This window comes from Francisella sp. 19X1-34, from assembly GCF_041102755.1.
Lineage (GTDB): Bacteria > Pseudomonadota > Gammaproteobacteria > Francisellales > Francisellaceae > Francisella.
The window spans coordinates 1-14,609 of record NZ_JBGCTX010000058.1 but is presented as its reverse complement, the minus strand read 5'-3'; the positions used below and the strand labels follow the sequence as shown (position 1 = coordinate 14,609).

Sequence of the window (14,609 nt, the reverse complement as noted above, 5' to 3'; positions counted from 1 at the left end):
ATTCTGTAAATCCCTTATTGTTATATTTAAAATATATAACCTAATTAAAATTTACACAATTATCTGTAAAGACCCTTTCCTAGGTCAACTATTTAATTTATCCTGTATTATTTAGACAAAATCTTCATCAACTTCGTTAAATGACATTCCTTTCTTTAGGTATATACTGCTTTATTAATCCATTTAGATTCTCAATACTACCTCTTTCAAAAGAAGCATATGGGTTAGTAAAATAATAGTCCAAATCTAATTCTTCTGATATGTTTTCATGATTCATAAATTCATTACCATTATCTGATGTTATTGATAAAACATCATAATCTTTAAATAAATCTAATATGGCTTGTTCAACTATATCTACATGTTTTGAATCTAGGTTCTTTAACATACAAAATCTACTCAATCTATCCACTGTGGTTAATATAGCTCCTTTATTCTTAGGACCTACAATTAAATCTATTTCAAAGTCTCCTAGCCTTTCTCTTGTATTTATTTCTTCAGGCCTAATATTAATTGATTTTCTATTTTTTATCTCGCCTTTATACTCTTTAAGGTCATAGTTATACTTACCCCTACGCATATGATTGTATAATTCACCGCTATTAGCTTTATCTTTTTCTATGTATGAATATATTCAAGTATAACTTACGCTAAGTTCATGGTTAACTAATAACCAGCCAGATATTTGTTCCGGAGACCATTGGTGATCTAAAATCTTTTTCTCGATAACAGCAATTATTTCTAAAGATAGAGCTTGATGTCTATGTCTTGCCATATTTGAACTGGCTATATTATTAGCATATTAGTAATCATAAACACCAGAGCAATCTGTTTTTGATATTTCTCTATAGATGCTAGTTTTGTTTCGCCCTAGATAATCTGCAATATATGGGGCTTTATCTCCTTGATCTAATAATGCTTTTATTTTGATTCGTTCTTCTCTTGTTATATTTTTGCTCATCTAAAACTCCTAGCTTAGATTAGATTATATTAGTTTATCAAATATTATCTAGAGTTGTGATTGTAGCTTTAATTCACCTAAGATTATCTATCATGTGATAGTTTTGTCTTTCAAAATCAATTTTATAGTTGGCCTCTCTAAAACTAAATGGATATTTTAATTTCAAATCGTGAACATTGTTATACACTTGTTCTATTAACCTTATTCTCTGCTCTCTTAATAAAGTCTTCTGATCTACAATATCAAGCAAATTAAGATTATATTGCCACTGTTCATCACCAAGCATATGATAATATTTTAATGAATTATTATCAAAGCTAGCTCTGTGAGTCTTACTATCCTGCAGTTTAGCAAGAATTTTGGGCATATTAGTTTGATTTTGTTGCCAAAAATTAGCTAAAAATATTGCCTGGCACTCAGATAAAACAAAAGGCAATGTTTTCCAAGGCAAGCCTACAAATGCAAGATTTAAATACCTCTCATGAAGGAGCTGATTATATAATGGTTCAACAATATTATCCTTTGTAGAGACAATATTTTGAGATAAAAATGGAAAATTATACTTATAACCCGTACAAAATATAACCTCATCAATTTCTATATTATTTTGATTTGCTGTTATAGCTAAACAACCATTTTCTGTTTTCTCAAACTTTTGTATGCCGGAAATAAATTTAATTCCTTTTTTAGAACTTTCTAAGTTATGTTGCTCTTTTTTACTATCTAACTCTCTTAAAGAAACATAAACCTCTCGATCACTATTTAGTAATTCTTGAGAGATATCCATACCTGATGATGAGTAACCAATACATAGAACTCTCTTAGCATGATTATTTGAAGATCTATAACTTTTGCTATGAGAAATATAATCTTTTACTCTATCAACTCCATCCATATCAAGAGGAATCTTAGGTATATTAAAATGGCCATTACATACAATAACAAAATTAAACTTTTCCTTAAAGCTCTCCTGATTCTTTAAATACGTAAGCTCCCATATAGGCTGATCTGATAGTTTTTCTATAGGCTCTAACCTAACAACCTCACTATTTAAATAAACATTTCCATCTACTTGCCAGACTTTTGCGTTATCTTCTAGATAATTTCTAACCTCATCATAGCTTATAAATGATTTGTCTGCTTTATAAGAAACTCGTGCATTTTCAAAAGCCATTATTTCCTTAGGTAAATTGGTTCTAAGATTTTTATATAAAGCACCTTCTTGTTCACGATAGTTCCAAACTCCTGCAACATTATTAGTTTTTTCAAAGACTGTTACATCAAAACCTTTATCTAAAAAAACTTTTGCACTAATTAATCCACTAGCCCCAGCTCCAATAATAGCAACTTTTTTCATAAACTATCTCGAAATATTACATTTATACCCACTAAATTTGCGTATATTTATTACTCCAGTATCAAATATTAGATATTGCCCTTTTATGCCCATAAGCTTAGCATCAATAACAGGATCTTTATCTAAATTAAATGATTTAATCTTTGTAGGATACTCAAGTACAGGGTAATTTATATTTTGAACATTTCCTTCTACTGGCTCAACACTATTTTCTCCATACTTAGCTTTTATTTCTTCTATTTTGTGATTAGATTTCTCAATCAACTCATTTCTTAAAGTAATAAAATCGACACTACTATCTGGATCACCTTGGAGCATCTTACGCCAATTAGTCTTATCTGAGATATGTTCTTTGATCGCAACCTCGACTAATCCAGATATTAACCTACTTTCAACAGCGAATATTGGAATAGCTTGACTAGCCCCTTGATCTATCCAACGAGATGGTACATTTTTTAGTTTAGTGATTCCTACTTTAGTATCACCAGTATTTGCCAAATAAACTATATGCGTTTTCATACAGTTTTTTTCACCCCACTCAGAGTCTCTACAAGTTCCTTCTGCAAAATGACATAACTCTGGCTTAACAATGCAAATATCACATTCAGGCAGCCTTCTCATACACATAAAACAATGTCCTTGAGAATAACTTTTTTTTGTTTTAGTACCACAAGAAACACAATTGATTTCATTTAAAAATTCTATTTTCAGATTTTTACCAATATAATCATTTATACAAATATCTTCTAGCTGATAACTAGCGTTGTTTTTATCATCTAAAGATGTATTCATCTTATGCAAATTAATTATTTTATCCATTTTATTATTTTTCTAAGTATTAAACTGCCTTTTAGAATATCAGACTTTAAAACTAGTTAAAATGCTTGATGTTATTAGCTATAATCAAATTATACAAAATAATATACTTTAAGCATGAGTGTAAGACTAGATAAATGGTTATGGGCAGCTAGATTTTATAAAACTAGAGCTTTAGCAAAAAAAGCCATCGAGGGTGGCAAAGTACATTTTCAAGGCCATAAAACAAAAGTCAGTAAAACTGTAAATATTGGCGATATCTATCAGGTTCAACAATCACATATTAAAAAGACTATAGTTGTCGAAGCTCTAGATGAGGTTAGAAAATCTGCAACAGAAGCTCAAAAGCTCTATACAGAAACAACTGAAAGTATTGAAAAAAGAGAAAAAGAAACTCTGTTAAGAAAGACAGCAAGTCTACAGAGTCACGAAAAACCAACCAAAAAACAACGTAGGCAAATAATCGGTTTTAAAAGAAATGATTAATTACTAAATTTCTCAATCATTTTTAGAACTACATAAATTATTGCACTAATTATTAGTGAAATAATACAAACTTTTAATGCTATAGGAAATAAGTGAATAAATATTGTAATAATTGTAACAATAATTAAAACACCAACAAATATCGATAAAAACTTATCCATTTTCAACAACCCCTTATTTTATAATAACTTTTGCAAATTTACGCTTTCCTACTTGGAAAACATTTTCAGTACCTTTGCCATAAATAGCTTTATTATCACTAACTTTCTTACCATCTATTTTAACAGCTCCTTGCTTAATCATGCGATTAGCCTCAGAAGTGCTTGAAACTAAACCAGCTTCTTTCAGCAAGTTAGCAATAGGTAACTCTTGTTCTAATTCTACAACATTTATGTCATCAGGTATCTGATTTTTTTGAAATCTTTGTATAAAATCTTGATGAGCTTTCTCAGCATCCTCTTTAGAATGGAATCTTTCTATCAACTCTTTAGCAAGCTCTATCTTGATATCTCGAGGATTTACTCCATTTGCAACACTCTCTTTTAGCTCTGCTATTACTTCTAAAGACTTAAAGCTTAGTAGCTCGTAGTAGCGCCACATAAGATCATCAGATACAGACATAACTTTACCAAAGATATCATTAGCAGGCTCTTCTATGCCAATATAGTTTTGACTAGATTTAGACATTTTCTTAACACCATCTAAACCCTCTAAAAGAGGCATAGTAATGATGATTTGTGGCTCTTGACCTTTCTGCTTTTGTAGCTCTCTACCCATTAGTAAGTTAAACTTCTGATCAGTACCGCCTAGCTCAATATCAGCATTCATAGCTACAGAATCATATCCTTGCACTAGAGGATATAAAAACTCATGAATAGAGATTGATTGACCACCTTTATACCTTTTCGAGAAATCATCTCTTTCAAGCATTCTAGCCACTGTAGATTTTGAAGCTAGTTTTATCATATCACTAGCTGACATTTTATCAAACCAGTCACCATTACGACGTATGACCGTTTTTTCTTTATCTAAGATTTTAAAAACTTGTTTCGTATATGTCTCAGCATTTGCAGCAACTTCCTCAGCTGTAAGAGGAGGTCTTGTAGCATTTTTACCAGTTGGATCGCCAATCTGAGCTGTAAAATCACCAATTAAGAAATGGATTTCATGCCCTAAATCTTGAAGTTGTTTTAATTTATTAATAACAACAGTATGACCTAGATGAATATCTGGTGCTGTTGGATCACAACCAAATTTAATAATCAAAGGTTGATTTTTTTCTAGTTTTTTTACTAATTCTTCTTCGATAAGGACTTCATCAGCCCCCCTTTTGATAATTTCTAAAGTCTGTGCTATAGTCGACATTATAGTTTTAATATATAAATTCTTTCAATAAAGCAAAATTATATCACAAAACTCTTTTATACACTTAATAAAACCTTATACTTATCTTAAAGTAAAAATATTTTATAAATAATGAATATCTATATTTCTCAAAGTAACAATATTTACTTTAATTTAGCACTTGAGAACTGGCTTTTTTTAGAAAAGCTTCAAGATAAAAAGATACTATTTTTATGGCAAAACGCTCCCTGCGTTGTTATAGGTAGAGCACAGAACCCTTGGCTTGAGTGTAATCTTGATGGCATGAAAAAAGATAATATTATAATGGTCAGACGCCAAAGTGGTGGTGGTACTGTTTATCATGATCTTGGTAATTTAAACTACACTATTATTTCTCCAAAAAAAGAACATGATATAAAAGCTAATCTTGATTTGGTTTGTAGTGCTGTAAAAAGTTTAGGTGTTGAGGTTTATGCTAATGATAGAAATGATATAGTTGTTGATCACCATGGATTTACTTATAAAGTCTCAGGTAGCGCTTTTAGAGAGAAAAAAGATAGGGCTTTCCATCATGGTACCCTACTAATAAATGCTAATACTAGAAAACTTTATGATTATCTTCATCAGCCAATTGATACATCTTTAGATACAAAAGGTGTCAAGTCACATCGATCTAAAGTTATAAATTTAGCCGAAATAAATCCTGATATCCAAGTCCAAGATATTACCAAAGCTTTTTTGACTAGTTTTAGTAGTGTTGAGCTAAGTTTGATAAATGAAGAGACTCCTCTAGAAAACAAACAAATAATAACCGATGAAATAAAAAGCCTCAAAGACTGGCAATGGAGATTTGGTAAAACTCTACCTTTTAATAAAGTTTATACTCAAGGTGATAAAGAAATTAAAATAAAAATTGAATCTGGAATTATAACCGAAGTAAACAGTAACGATAAGAATATAAATATTTCAGATAAGAAGCTTAGATTTAAACAATCATATGATTTTAAATTTTTAAAAAAATTCTTAAATCAGTAAATAAATTATTTATTTAATCATCCGAGTATCCTTTAGTCTCTTCCACAAATCCTTTTGTAATAAGCTGAGGTCTTGTGATAGCTGAACCAATTACTAAAGCATACGCTCCAGCATCATAAGCGCTTATTGCTTCTTGATGTGTTGATATACCACCTTCAGCTATTACAGGAACTTCTAAATTCTCAGCTAACTTACGGATAAGTTCAATATTAGGCAAAGGTTGCCCTTTAGTCTGGCTAGTATAACCACTTAGTGTAGTTGCAACTAGATCAAACCCCAACTCTTGAGCATAAACTCCTTCCTCAAAGTTTGAACAATCAGCCATAAGCAATAGTTGTGGAAATTTTGTTTTAATTTCAGTAACTAAATCTTTTAAGCTTTGACTATCAGGCCTTATGCGAGATGTTGCATCTATAGCTATTATATCTACACCTGAACTAGCTATTTCAACTACCTCTTTCATTGTTGGTGTTATAAAAACTTCTGAATTAGGATATTCTTTTTTTAAAATACCTATAATAGGTAAATCAACTTCTTCTTTTATAGCTAAAATATCTTTTTTAGAATTTGCTCGAATTGCTACAGCTCCACCCTGTTTAGCAGCTAATGCCATTTTAGACATTATAAAAGAACTATGAAGAGGCTCATCTTCCAGCGCCTGACATGAAACAATTACTCCTCGAGGCAAAATATCTGTTACATTTTTTTTCATGACTTAAATTTTCTTCCTAATAATGATAATTACGATTTTTTGTTATATAGTATGCCCCTATTAATCCTGCTGTATTTTCTAAATGAGCTTTAACTATTCTAAGCTTATTATGCACAGGTAGCACTTTTTCTTGAAAAGCCACATTTATATCATCAAATAACACCTGACCTTGTGATGATATCCCACCACCTATAACTATAAGCTCCGGATCAAACATATAAGTAATATTTAACAATGCTAAAACCATATTATTTATAAAATTCTCATATACAATTACAGCTTCTTTTTCTAAATTTCTTATTTTTTGGAACAGCTTTATACCATCAACTTCTCTACCAGTTAATATTTTATAATGATCAAGAATTCCCTTAGTTGATACTGTTTTATCAAAATAAGAGTTATTAACTGACAGATATCCGGCTATAGCTGCACTATTATTACTACCTTTATATAGCTTTTGATTTAAAATAAAAGCCCCTCCAACACCTGTGCCTAGTGTTAAACAAATAAAGCTTTTACTATTTATAGCAGCACCTTGATACATCTCCCCTAAAGCTGCACAATATGCATCATTTTCAACGTACGTTTCCACTCCTATTTGAGATTGTATTTTTTCTGCTAAATTACAGTTAGTGTAATCTGGAAGATTATCATTTGCATAGATTATTTTACCAATCTTAGCATCAACTTGACCTGCTGTACTTATACCTATCTTTTCAAGATTATAAGAATTTAAAATCTCCCTAGTATAATCAATTATCTTATTTGGAATAGTATCTTTACATGAGTTTTTAGGTGTTGGGAATTTACCTGAATCAATTAGCTTTTCACTCCCATTAAAAACACCATACTTAATGTATGTTCCTCCAATATCAAAACATAAAGTATTCATATTTTATTTCTCTTTGTGAATTATTTAGAAGCTATGGGTTCATTGACAGTTTTATACGTTAAACCTGAGATAGATTTAGTATCACGTAATACAAAACTAAGTAAGTAACTGATAATTATACTTGATAGAACACCAATCAATCCATAATACATAACATATATACTTGTTTGTTTAACAAAATATAAAACTACTACACTTGCCAACACTCCAATAAAAGCTGCATTACCTGTTACTCTTTTAGATAATATACCTATAATAAATGCCCCAGCAATCGGCCCTCCAAATAAGCCTAATATTGATTGGAATAACATTTGTAAATGAGCTTGATTAGTTATAGTCATATATAAAGCAATTAAGGTGCCTATAATTCCTGCAATAATAATTACAACTCTTGCTAATAAAACAGATCCCTCTTCACTTACATTTCTAAAGAAACGATCCTTAATATCTGTAACAAAGCAAGCTGAAATACTATTTAAACTACTAGATATTGTTGATTGAGCTGCCGCAAATATTGAAGCCACAATGAATCCGGCTACACCTGTAGGTAGTTGAGTCACAATAAAATAAGGCACAATCGAATCAATATTTAAGCTTTTAGGTAAAATATCTGAATTCTGCTGATAGAAAATATAAAGTAAAGTACCCATCCCAAAGAATATAAATATCACGCAAAAAGCTAACTTAGCATTAAGATATACAGCTTTATTTGTCTGATGAATATCTTTGGTTGTATTATATCTTTGTACTACATCTTGGCTTCCTATATATTGATAAAGGCTATTAAATATTCCACCAATAAAAATACCAACAATAGTTGCATGAAACAAACTTAAACCAAAATCTGCATGAGTTAAAACTTTGCCTTGATTAGCAACAACATTATATATTGCATGCTCTGGATGGTTAATTTTAAAAAATAAGAAAATTATAATTAAAAGTGCTCCACCAAGAAGTAATATACCTTGAATTACATCTGCCCATATCACGCCTTCTATACCACCTAAAAATGTATAGATAATACATAACACACCTATAGCTATTGCTAAAAATACTGGATTTATATTTATTACAGATTCTAAAGCAAGAGTTGGTAAGTATATTACAATCGCAACTCTAAAAATATGAAACATCATAAAAACAATACTTCCTAGAAGTCTCATCTTGATATTAAAGCGACATTCTAAATATTCGTATGCACTTGTTACTTTTAGCTTTCTAAAAAAAGGCACTGCAAATATAACAACCAATGGAGCTATCGCGACTATTGATAAATTATTAAATCCCATCACCCAATTGTGACGATAAGCCAAGGCAGGTATCGACATAAAAGTAATCGCGCTTAATGTAGTTGCAAAGATACTTATCCCTACAGCCCAACCTGGAATTCGTCCACCAGCTTTAAAGAAATTATCAGTACTTTTACTACTACGTTTAGAAAAGTATACACCTATCAATAGCATTCCAAACAAATATAATATTAAGACAATATAATTTATAAAACCTAACTCTACTTTCATGTGTCAACCTCCTCTCAAATTAGAATCTTTTAAATATTAGAAATATTTAGCATTTAACTGCTTAAGCTTATTAACTCTATCTTCAGATATCTCTTTAAATGGCTTTTTACATATCCCAGCATTGACACCTTGTATATGTAGCATAGATTTTAATGATTGGAAAAAGCTTTCTTTTAATAATCCTGTGATAATATCATTGCATTGATGTTGTACTTCTCTTGCTTGCGCCACTTGACCATTATTAACAAGATTAAAGATTTGCTTTGCACGTTTACAATTAACATTATAAGTACTACCTATAGCGCCATCGACTCCCAAAGAAACACATGATAAAAGAAGCTCATCAAAGCCAGAATATATAATTTTATCTGGAAACTGATATCTAATTCTCTCAAGTAAAAATAAATCTGCTGCTGTAAACTTAACACCAACAACATTTTTAATAGCAAATAACTCTGAGAATTGCTCAATAGTCATATTAACCCCAGTTAGCATAGGAATCGTATAAATTACTAGTTTATTATCAACTTGATTTGCAATTGTTTGATAGTAGTCTTTAACCTCTTCAAAATCAAACTTGTAGTAAAAAGGAGTCACAGCTGATACAGCATCATATCCCAAAGATGTCGCATATTGTCCTAACTCAATAGCTTCTTGTAAATTAGTCGAACCAATTTGAGCAATCAATGTAACTTGATCTTTAACCTCATCCTTTGTTATTTTAAAAATTTGTTTCTTTTCTTCTGTTGAAAGCATAAAGTTTTCACCTGTACTACCTCCAACGTATAGTCCATCAACATTTTGAACATCTATATTAAAACGAATAATTTCTCGCAATCCATTTTCATCAATTTTCCCATGTTCATCAAAAGCTACTAGTAATGCTGAAAATACACCTTTCATATTTAAATCCTCTCTTAGATTTGTTTAGTCATAAATGACTGGTTTATTAAAAAATATAAAAATGTTCTCGCGAACATTTTTTTTCTAAATTAAGTTAGTTTAAGTTTGCTCTAAAAATAATTTTAGCTTCAATAAGTTGATGTGTGTTTTTATCTTTACTTAAATCTCCATGTAACAAAGAGAACATCTCCTTAGTTGCCAGATAACTCTGTCTAGCATGATTCTCTTTAACAGTGGCAAATATATTCTTATTAGATAAGAAATCACAAATACTTTCATTCATCCCGTTACTCACAACAAATAATTTAATATTGGGCAGACGATTTTTTATAGCATGAATAATCTCTGTTAAATAACGGCTACTATAAATTGCAACGATGTCATCAGATATGTATTTATCAATAATTAGATCTATATTATCTAGAATATTATCAATATAAACTGGCCCTACTATATTAAGATTCTGAGCTTTTGCCTCTTTATAAAACCCTTCTAAATATTTACTAGATGATATTTCATCACTCTTTGTGTCTAAAACAAGTACCTTTTCATCGTTTCTAATCAGTGGAGCCAGAATATTTGCAGAAATCTCTCCTGATTTATTATAATCACTTCCAATATGAGGAATACAATTATTAATAGCTATATCCAGAGTTATAAATTTTATCTTAGGGTTTTCTTGTATTATGCTCTTTATTTGCTTTTTTAACTGAGGGATTATTATAATTCCATCAGGAGCTTCTTCTTTAACAACTTTCTTTAGATACTTAATCTGCTCATTGGGAGTATTAATATCAGTTTCAATAACATTAACTACAACATTATAGTTTTTAAGCTCTTTGGCACCATTTACCAACCCTTCTTTAATATCTAAGCAATAGTTATTATTAACTGATTTAATAATAAAAGCATATATTCTTTTAGGATTTTTTGTTGCCAAAGAACTACCTATTAGATTTTTACTATAGCCAAGTTCCTTTGCTAACTCTAAAACTTTCTGCTTAGTTTCTGGTTTAATACTACCATTATTCATTAATGCTCTAGACACAGTAGTTCTAGAAATATTAAGCTTTTTAGCAATATCTTTTTGGGTCGCCATGTAGTTAAGTTATAGTTAATAAATCTTGTGCATACCTCTACGCTAAAACAACCAATTAGCATTGTCAATAAATTAACCAGCACTTAAATAACTAATATTGTTTATTTGTTTAAAAACATAAGAAAAACCGTTTTCTTTTAGTTTTCCTTTAACATAAGAGCCTATAATTAATGATTAAATTATTTAGAAAATATTAACTAATATAGTATAGATCTGAATCAAATAAGTTAGATTATTTAAGAATAAATTTTAACGCTTGCTACTAGTATTAAAGAATGCTGCTACACTAATGGCAAATATAAAAGGCAAAATAAAAGCATCAATTATTGTTACAATAATATTCTGCACACTCATTTCTAAAGAATTTATTTCTATATTCATATTTTTTAATAGATAAACTAAACCAAAAGTAAGCAAGGGCTTTATAAGCATAAGAGCTAGTATTGTTATTGCAACTCTAAGCATATAAAAGAAGTTATTTTTAATTATAGTAAAGTTATAAGATATTGATTCAAAAACACCTTTTTGATCTAAAAGCACTGCAGGCATTACTGTCAAAAATAATAATATTGTTATAAATATACCTATATATTGTAAAAACATTGTCAACACAGACATCACAATCATCGAAAGCAATATAATTCCTATAAATGGGAATATTCTCTTTGGAAATATTTGTAGCGCTACTCTTATAGCATCTGCTGCTTTCATTTCATGCTTAACCATAATCCCCTGTAAGATAATTATCATCGCATAAACAAATATAGTCGCTACCATTATGACCAAAACCATTAGTGCTAAAATATTTCCTCCTGGAAAGTTATCAGGAAGATTTTTACCTCCGCTTTCAATATATTCAGCCATCCCATGCTGCATCAGATACACTAAACAAAACTCTGATATAAATGAAAGCATAAATGCTAAAGCAAAAGTTATCTTAAATGCCCTCTTATATATAGTAGTGGCTAATGAAACCGTTTCTTTGAAGTTTAAATTACTCATACTTAAAACACTCTATTAATAAATAAAACAAGCTAAAATATAACATAATTTTTAATATTTTTGTGTCTTAAAAGCAAAGATACGTAATAAACTAAAAAAATAATAATAAAAAACTTGTAAAATCCAACATCAGTACCAATTTATATTAAATAGATTATTTTAACAACGCCGAATAAAGGAATAATAAATATGGAAACAATGAAGGGAACTACTATTCTTTGTGTTAGAAAAGGTGATAAAGTAGTAATCGGTGGTGATGGTCAAGCGACTTTAGGTCATACTGTAGCAAAAGATAATATTGTAAAAGTTAGAAAATTAAATGGTGGTAAAGTACTTACTGGTTTTGCAGGATCAACTGCAGATGCTTTCACATTATTTGAAAAGTTTGAACAGAAATTAGAATTTTACCAAGGAAACTTAGAACGCGCAGCTGTTGAGATGGTTCGCGAATGGCGTCTAGATAGAATGCTAAGTAAATTAGAAGCTATGATTATAGTTGCTGATGAAAAATTATCTCTTTTAATTTCTGGAGTTGGTGATGTAATGGCTGCTGACAAAAATGATATTATTTCTATTGGTTCAGGCTCTACTTATGCACGTTCTGCAGCTACTGCTCTTGTTGAAAACACAGATCTTTCAGCAGAAGAGATCGTTAGAAAAAGTCTAACAGTTGCCGCAGATACTTGTATTTATACAAATCATAATTTCACTATAGAAAGTTTAGAAAACAAAAAAGGATAGTTATACCATGGCAGAAATAATGACTCCAAAAACAATCGTACATGAATTAGAAAGACATATTATTGGTCAAAACGATGCAAAGAAAGCCGTAGCTATCGCATTACGTAATAGATGGCGTAGAATGCAACTTGATAGTGAGATGCGTCAAGAAGTAACTCCTAAAAATATTCTAATGATTGGTCCAACAGGTGTTGGTAAGACAGAGATAGCACGTAGACTTGCAAAACTAGCAGATGCTCCTTTTATCAAAGTAGAAGCTACTAAGTTCACAGAAGTTGGTTATGTTGGTAAAGATGTAGAATCTATTATCCGTGACTTAGTTGAAATGGCTGTTAAGATGAAACGCGAAGATGCTAAAAAGCAAGTTACTGAAAAGGCTGCTAGATTAGCTGAAGATAGAATACTAGATGTTTTAATCCCACCAGCAAGAGCTGCTGAGTCAAAAGTTGGCTTTGCTAATGAGCCAGCTGAAGATGCTTCTTCCAAGAGAGAAAAAGAAAATAAAACTCGTGAGATTTTTAGAAATAAAATAAGAAATGGCGAGCTTGATGATAAAGAAATTGAGATTGAAGTAGCCGCTGCTCCAAAAAGTATAGGAGTAATGGGTCCTCCAGGAATGGAAGATATGACAAACCAGATTCAAGATTTATTCTCTAGTCTAAGCAGTGATAAAAAGAAAAATAAAAAGATGAAGATCAAGGATGCCATCAAACTTGTTCAAGATGAAGAAGCCGCAAAACTTATCAATGAAGAAGATATAAAAGCTCGTGCTTTAGAGTCGGTTGAGCAAAATGGTATTGTATTTTTAGATGAAATCGATAAGGTTTGTAAAAAGTCTAGCAACTCTGGAGCTGATGTCTCTCGTGAAGGTGTTCAACGTGATCTACTACCTTTAGTAGAAGGTTCAACTGTTTCTACAAAATATGGCATGATTAAGACAGACCATATACTTTTTATAGCTTCAGGAGCTTTTCATGTTGCTAAGCCATCTGATCTAATTCCAGAATTACAAGGTAGATTACCTATCAGAGTTGAGTTAAGATCATTAGAAATAGAAGATTTCGTAAGAATATTAAAAGAACCTGACTGCTCTATTCTTAAACAATATATTGCTCTTATGAAAACTGAAGGTGTTGAACTAAGTTTTGATGAAGATGCAATCAGAAAGATTGCTGAAATCTCTTATCAAGTAAATGAAGAAGTTGAAAATATAGGCGCTAGAAGATTACATACTGTTATGGAAAGGCTTCTAGAAGAAATCTCTTTTGATGCTCCTGAACTTGAAAATAAAACTATCAATATAACAACTAACTATGTTAATGAGAAGTTAGGATCTCTAGTCAAAGACAAAGATCTAAGCCAATATATACTATAATGTCAACCATTATCTAGCAAATTTTTACTATTTACTGTATAATCATTGTTTTTATTGATTAATACCTTCTAAAATGTCCATAAATTTCTCATTATTTAAAAATGCTTCAAGGCTATTGTTAGTAACACAACTTGTATCAACTATTAGTTATGCTGTTTTATATTCAACTCTTGTGTTATTTATGACTCAAGGACTTGGATTTACAGTTACCAAAGCAAGTGCTGTTATGGGAGTTTTTGTAGCTTTTAACTTCGGTCTTCATCTTTTAGGAGGTTACGTTGGCGGGCGTCTAATTAACCTCAGTTCGGAATTAAAAGCATTGTAAATTAAGGGTTTAGTAGTGTTTTTAGGTTAAAATAAGCGAAA

The 14,609-nt window shown here is 30.4% G+C and carries 17 protein-coding genes and 1 pseudogene; 5 read left to right on the top strand and 13 right to left on the bottom strand.

Annotated features, from left to right (window positions below; genetic code table 11):
* Positions 1 to 136 precede the first annotated feature (136 nt).
* The 5 genes from AB8E56_RS09175 to AB8E56_RS09155 all read right to left on the bottom strand — a co-directional run bounded on the left by AB8E56_RS09175 (position 137) and on the right by AB8E56_RS09155 (position 3,137).
* Entirely contained in the window at positions 137 to 622 is a 486-nt protein-coding gene (locus tag AB8E56_RS09175; RefSeq protein WP_329480331.1) for an IS30 family transposase, read from the bottom strand.
* A gap of 12 nt (positions 623 to 634) precedes the next feature.
* Positions 635 to 775, bottom strand: a complete 141-nt coding sequence (locus tag AB8E56_RS09170; protein WP_329480329.1) for a hypothetical protein — start codon at positions 773 to 775, stop codon at positions 635 to 637.
* 27 nt (positions 776 to 802) lie between these two features.
* Positions 803 to 961 carry a helix-turn-helix domain-containing protein gene (locus tag AB8E56_RS09165; RefSeq protein WP_329480327.1) on the bottom strand — a complete coding sequence of 53 codons (159 nt, stop codon included), beginning with the start codon at positions 959 to 961 and terminating at the stop codon, positions 803 to 805.
* 73 nt (positions 962 to 1,034) lie between these two features.
* Positions 1,035 to 2,318 carry an NAD(P)-binding domain-containing protein gene (locus tag AB8E56_RS09160; RefSeq protein WP_329480325.1) on the bottom strand — a complete coding sequence of 428 codons (1,284 nt, stop codon included), beginning with the start codon at positions 2,316 to 2,318 and terminating at the stop codon, positions 1,035 to 1,037.
* 3 nt (positions 2,319 to 2,321) lie between these two features.
* Positions 2,322 to 3,137 carry a DUF2797 domain-containing protein gene (locus tag AB8E56_RS09155; RefSeq protein ID WP_329480322.1) on the bottom strand — a complete coding sequence of 272 codons (816 nt, stop codon included), beginning with the start codon at positions 3,135 to 3,137 and terminating at the stop codon, positions 2,322 to 2,324.
* A 114-nt stretch (positions 3,138 to 3,251) separates the two neighbouring features.
* Here AB8E56_RS09155 and AB8E56_RS09150 point away from each other — a divergent pair, with 114 nt between their 5' ends.
* Positions 3,252 to 3,620, top strand: coding sequence for a S4 domain-containing protein (locus AB8E56_RS09150; RefSeq protein ID WP_329480320.1), 369 nt, complete (start codon positions 3,252 to 3,254; stop codon positions 3,618 to 3,620).
* Here the strand turns inward: AB8E56_RS09150 and AB8E56_RS09145 are convergent.
* Both AB8E56_RS09145 and tyrS read right to left on the bottom strand, forming a co-directional pair.
* Positions 3,617 to 3,781: a hypothetical protein gene (locus AB8E56_RS09145; protein ID WP_191092495.1), complete on the bottom strand. Its 165-nt coding sequence runs from the start codon at positions 3,779 to 3,781 to the stop codon at positions 3,617 to 3,619. The genes AB8E56_RS09150 and AB8E56_RS09145 overlap by 4 nt on opposite strands.
* Positions 3,782 to 3,794: 13 nt before the next feature.
* Positions 3,795 to 4,985 carry a tyrosine--tRNA ligase gene (gene tyrS / locus AB8E56_RS09140; protein ID WP_329480318.1) on the bottom strand — a complete coding sequence of 397 codons (1,191 nt, stop codon included), beginning with the start codon at positions 4,983 to 4,985 and terminating at the stop codon, positions 3,795 to 3,797.
* Between the two features lie 111 nt (positions 4,986 to 5,096).
* Here tyrS and AB8E56_RS09135 point away from each other — a divergent pair, with 111 nt between their 5' ends.
* The gene (locus tag AB8E56_RS09135) at positions 5,097 to 5,999 is read left to right on the top strand and encodes a lipoate--protein ligase (RefSeq protein ID WP_329480316.1); all 903 of its coding nucleotides are present in this window, start codon (positions 5,097 to 5,099) and stop codon (positions 5,997 to 5,999) included.
* A 13-nt stretch (positions 6,000 to 6,012) separates the two neighbouring features.
* On the opposite strand, the gene AB8E56_RS09130 is transcribed toward AB8E56_RS09135, so the two are convergent.
* The 6 genes from AB8E56_RS09130 to AB8E56_RS09105 all read right to left on the bottom strand — a co-directional run bounded on the left by AB8E56_RS09130 (position 6,013) and on the right by AB8E56_RS09105 (position 12,127).
* Positions 6,013 to 6,711: an N-acetylmannosamine-6-phosphate 2-epimerase gene (locus tag AB8E56_RS09130; protein ID WP_329480315.1), complete on the bottom strand. Its 699-nt coding sequence runs from the start codon at positions 6,709 to 6,711 to the stop codon at positions 6,013 to 6,015.
* Between the two features lie 16 nt (positions 6,712 to 6,727).
* The gene (locus AB8E56_RS09125) at positions 6,728 to 7,603 is read right to left on the bottom strand and encodes an ROK family protein (protein ID WP_329480313.1); all 876 of its coding nucleotides are present in this window, start codon (positions 7,601 to 7,603) and stop codon (positions 6,728 to 6,730) included.
* Between the two features lie 20 nt (positions 7,604 to 7,623).
* Entirely contained in the window at positions 7,624 to 9,123 is a 1,500-nt protein-coding gene (locus AB8E56_RS09120) for a sodium:solute symporter (protein WP_329480311.1), read from the bottom strand.
* Positions 9,124 to 9,159: 36 nt separating this feature from the next.
* Positions 9,160 to 10,026, bottom strand: a complete 867-nt coding sequence (locus tag AB8E56_RS09115; protein WP_329480309.1) for an N-acetylneuraminate lyase — start codon at positions 10,024 to 10,026, stop codon at positions 9,160 to 9,162.
* 94 nt (positions 10,027 to 10,120) lie between these two features.
* Entirely contained in the window at positions 10,121 to 11,125 is a 1,005-nt protein-coding gene (locus tag AB8E56_RS09110; RefSeq protein ID WP_329480307.1) for a LacI family DNA-binding transcriptional regulator, read from the bottom strand.
* Positions 11,126 to 11,374: 249 nt separating this feature from the next.
* On the bottom strand, positions 11,375 to 12,127 hold the full coding sequence (locus AB8E56_RS09105) for a hypothetical protein (RefSeq protein ID WP_329480305.1): 753 nt from the start codon (positions 12,125 to 12,127) through the stop codon (positions 11,375 to 11,377).
* A 189-nt stretch (positions 12,128 to 12,316) separates the two neighbouring features.
* Between AB8E56_RS09105 and hslV the strand changes: the two genes are divergently transcribed.
* The 3 genes and pseudogenes from hslV to AB8E56_RS09090 all read left to right on the top strand — a co-directional run.
* A complete protein-coding gene (gene hslV / locus AB8E56_RS09100; RefSeq protein ID WP_150466256.1) occupies positions 12,317 to 12,868 on the top strand; it encodes an ATP-dependent protease subunit HslV in 552 nt (183 codons plus the stop codon).
* A gap of 7 nt (positions 12,869 to 12,875) precedes the next feature.
* Positions 12,876 to 14,243, top strand: a complete 1,368-nt coding sequence (hslU, locus tag AB8E56_RS09095) for an ATP-dependent protease ATPase subunit HslU (RefSeq protein ID WP_329480302.1) — start codon at positions 12,876 to 12,878, stop codon at positions 14,241 to 14,243.
* Between the two features lie 73 nt (positions 14,244 to 14,316).
* Positions 14,317 to 14,541 (top strand): annotated as a pseudogene (locus tag AB8E56_RS09090) (MFS transporter); the annotation flags it as partial.
* Positions 14,542 to 14,609 lie beyond the last annotated feature (68 nt).

What these genes read in the sequence shown, in the direction of transcription:
- AB8E56_RS09130 (WP_329480315.1), bottom strand. Translation starts at nt 6,711, where the DNA reads ATGAAAAAAAATGTAACAGATATTTTGCCTCGAGGAGTAATTGTTTCA.
- hslU (WP_329480302.1), top strand. Translation starts at nt 12,876, where the DNA reads ATGGCAGAAATAATGACTCCAAAAACAATCGTACATGAATTAGAAAGA.
- AB8E56_RS09150 (WP_329480320.1), top strand. Translation starts at nt 3,252, where the DNA reads ATGAGTGTAAGACTAGATAAATGGTTATGGGCAGCTAGATTTTATAAA.
- AB8E56_RS09160 (WP_329480325.1), bottom strand. Translation starts at nt 2,318, where the DNA reads ATGAAAAAAGTTGCTATTATTGGAGCTGGGGCTAGTGGATTAATTAGT.
- AB8E56_RS09115 (WP_329480309.1), bottom strand. Translation starts at nt 10,026, where the DNA reads ATGAAAGGTGTATTTTCAGCATTACTAGTAGCTTTTGATGAACATGGG.
- AB8E56_RS09105 (WP_329480305.1), bottom strand. Translation starts at nt 12,127, where the DNA reads ATGAGTAATTTAAACTTCAAAGAAACGGTTTCATTAGCCACTACTATA.
- AB8E56_RS09125 (WP_329480313.1), bottom strand. Translation starts at nt 7,603, where the DNA reads ATGAATACTTTATGTTTTGATATTGGAGGAACATACATTAAGTATGGT.
- AB8E56_RS09135 (WP_329480316.1), top strand. Translation starts at nt 5,097, where the DNA reads ATGAATATCTATATTTCTCAAAGTAACAATATTTACTTTAATTTAGCA.
- tyrS (WP_329480318.1), bottom strand. Translation starts at nt 4,985, where the DNA reads ATGTCGACTATAGCACAGACTTTAGAAATTATCAAAAGGGGGGCTGAT.
- AB8E56_RS09110 (WP_329480307.1), bottom strand. Translation starts at nt 11,125, where the DNA reads ATGGCGACCCAAAAAGATATTGCTAAAAAGCTTAATATTTCTAGAACT.
- AB8E56_RS09145 (WP_191092495.1), bottom strand. Translation starts at nt 3,781, where the DNA reads ATGGATAAGTTTTTATCGATATTTGTTGGTGTTTTAATTATTGTTACA.
- AB8E56_RS09155 (WP_329480322.1), bottom strand. Translation starts at nt 3,137, where the DNA reads ATGGATAAAATAATTAATTTGCATAAGATGAATACATCTTTAGATGAT.
- AB8E56_RS09165 (WP_329480327.1), bottom strand. Translation starts at nt 961, where the DNA reads ATGAGCAAAAATATAACAAGAGAAGAACGAATCAAAATAAAAGCATTA.
- AB8E56_RS09120 (WP_329480311.1), bottom strand. Translation starts at nt 9,123, where the DNA reads ATGAAAGTAGAGTTAGGTTTTATAAATTATATTGTCTTAATATTATAT.
- AB8E56_RS09170 (WP_329480329.1), bottom strand. Translation starts at nt 775, where the DNA reads ATGGCAAGACATAGACATCAAGCTCTATCTTTAGAAATAATTGCTGTT.
- hslV (WP_150466256.1), top strand. Translation starts at nt 12,317, where the DNA reads ATGGAAACAATGAAGGGAACTACTATTCTTTGTGTTAGAAAAGGTGAT.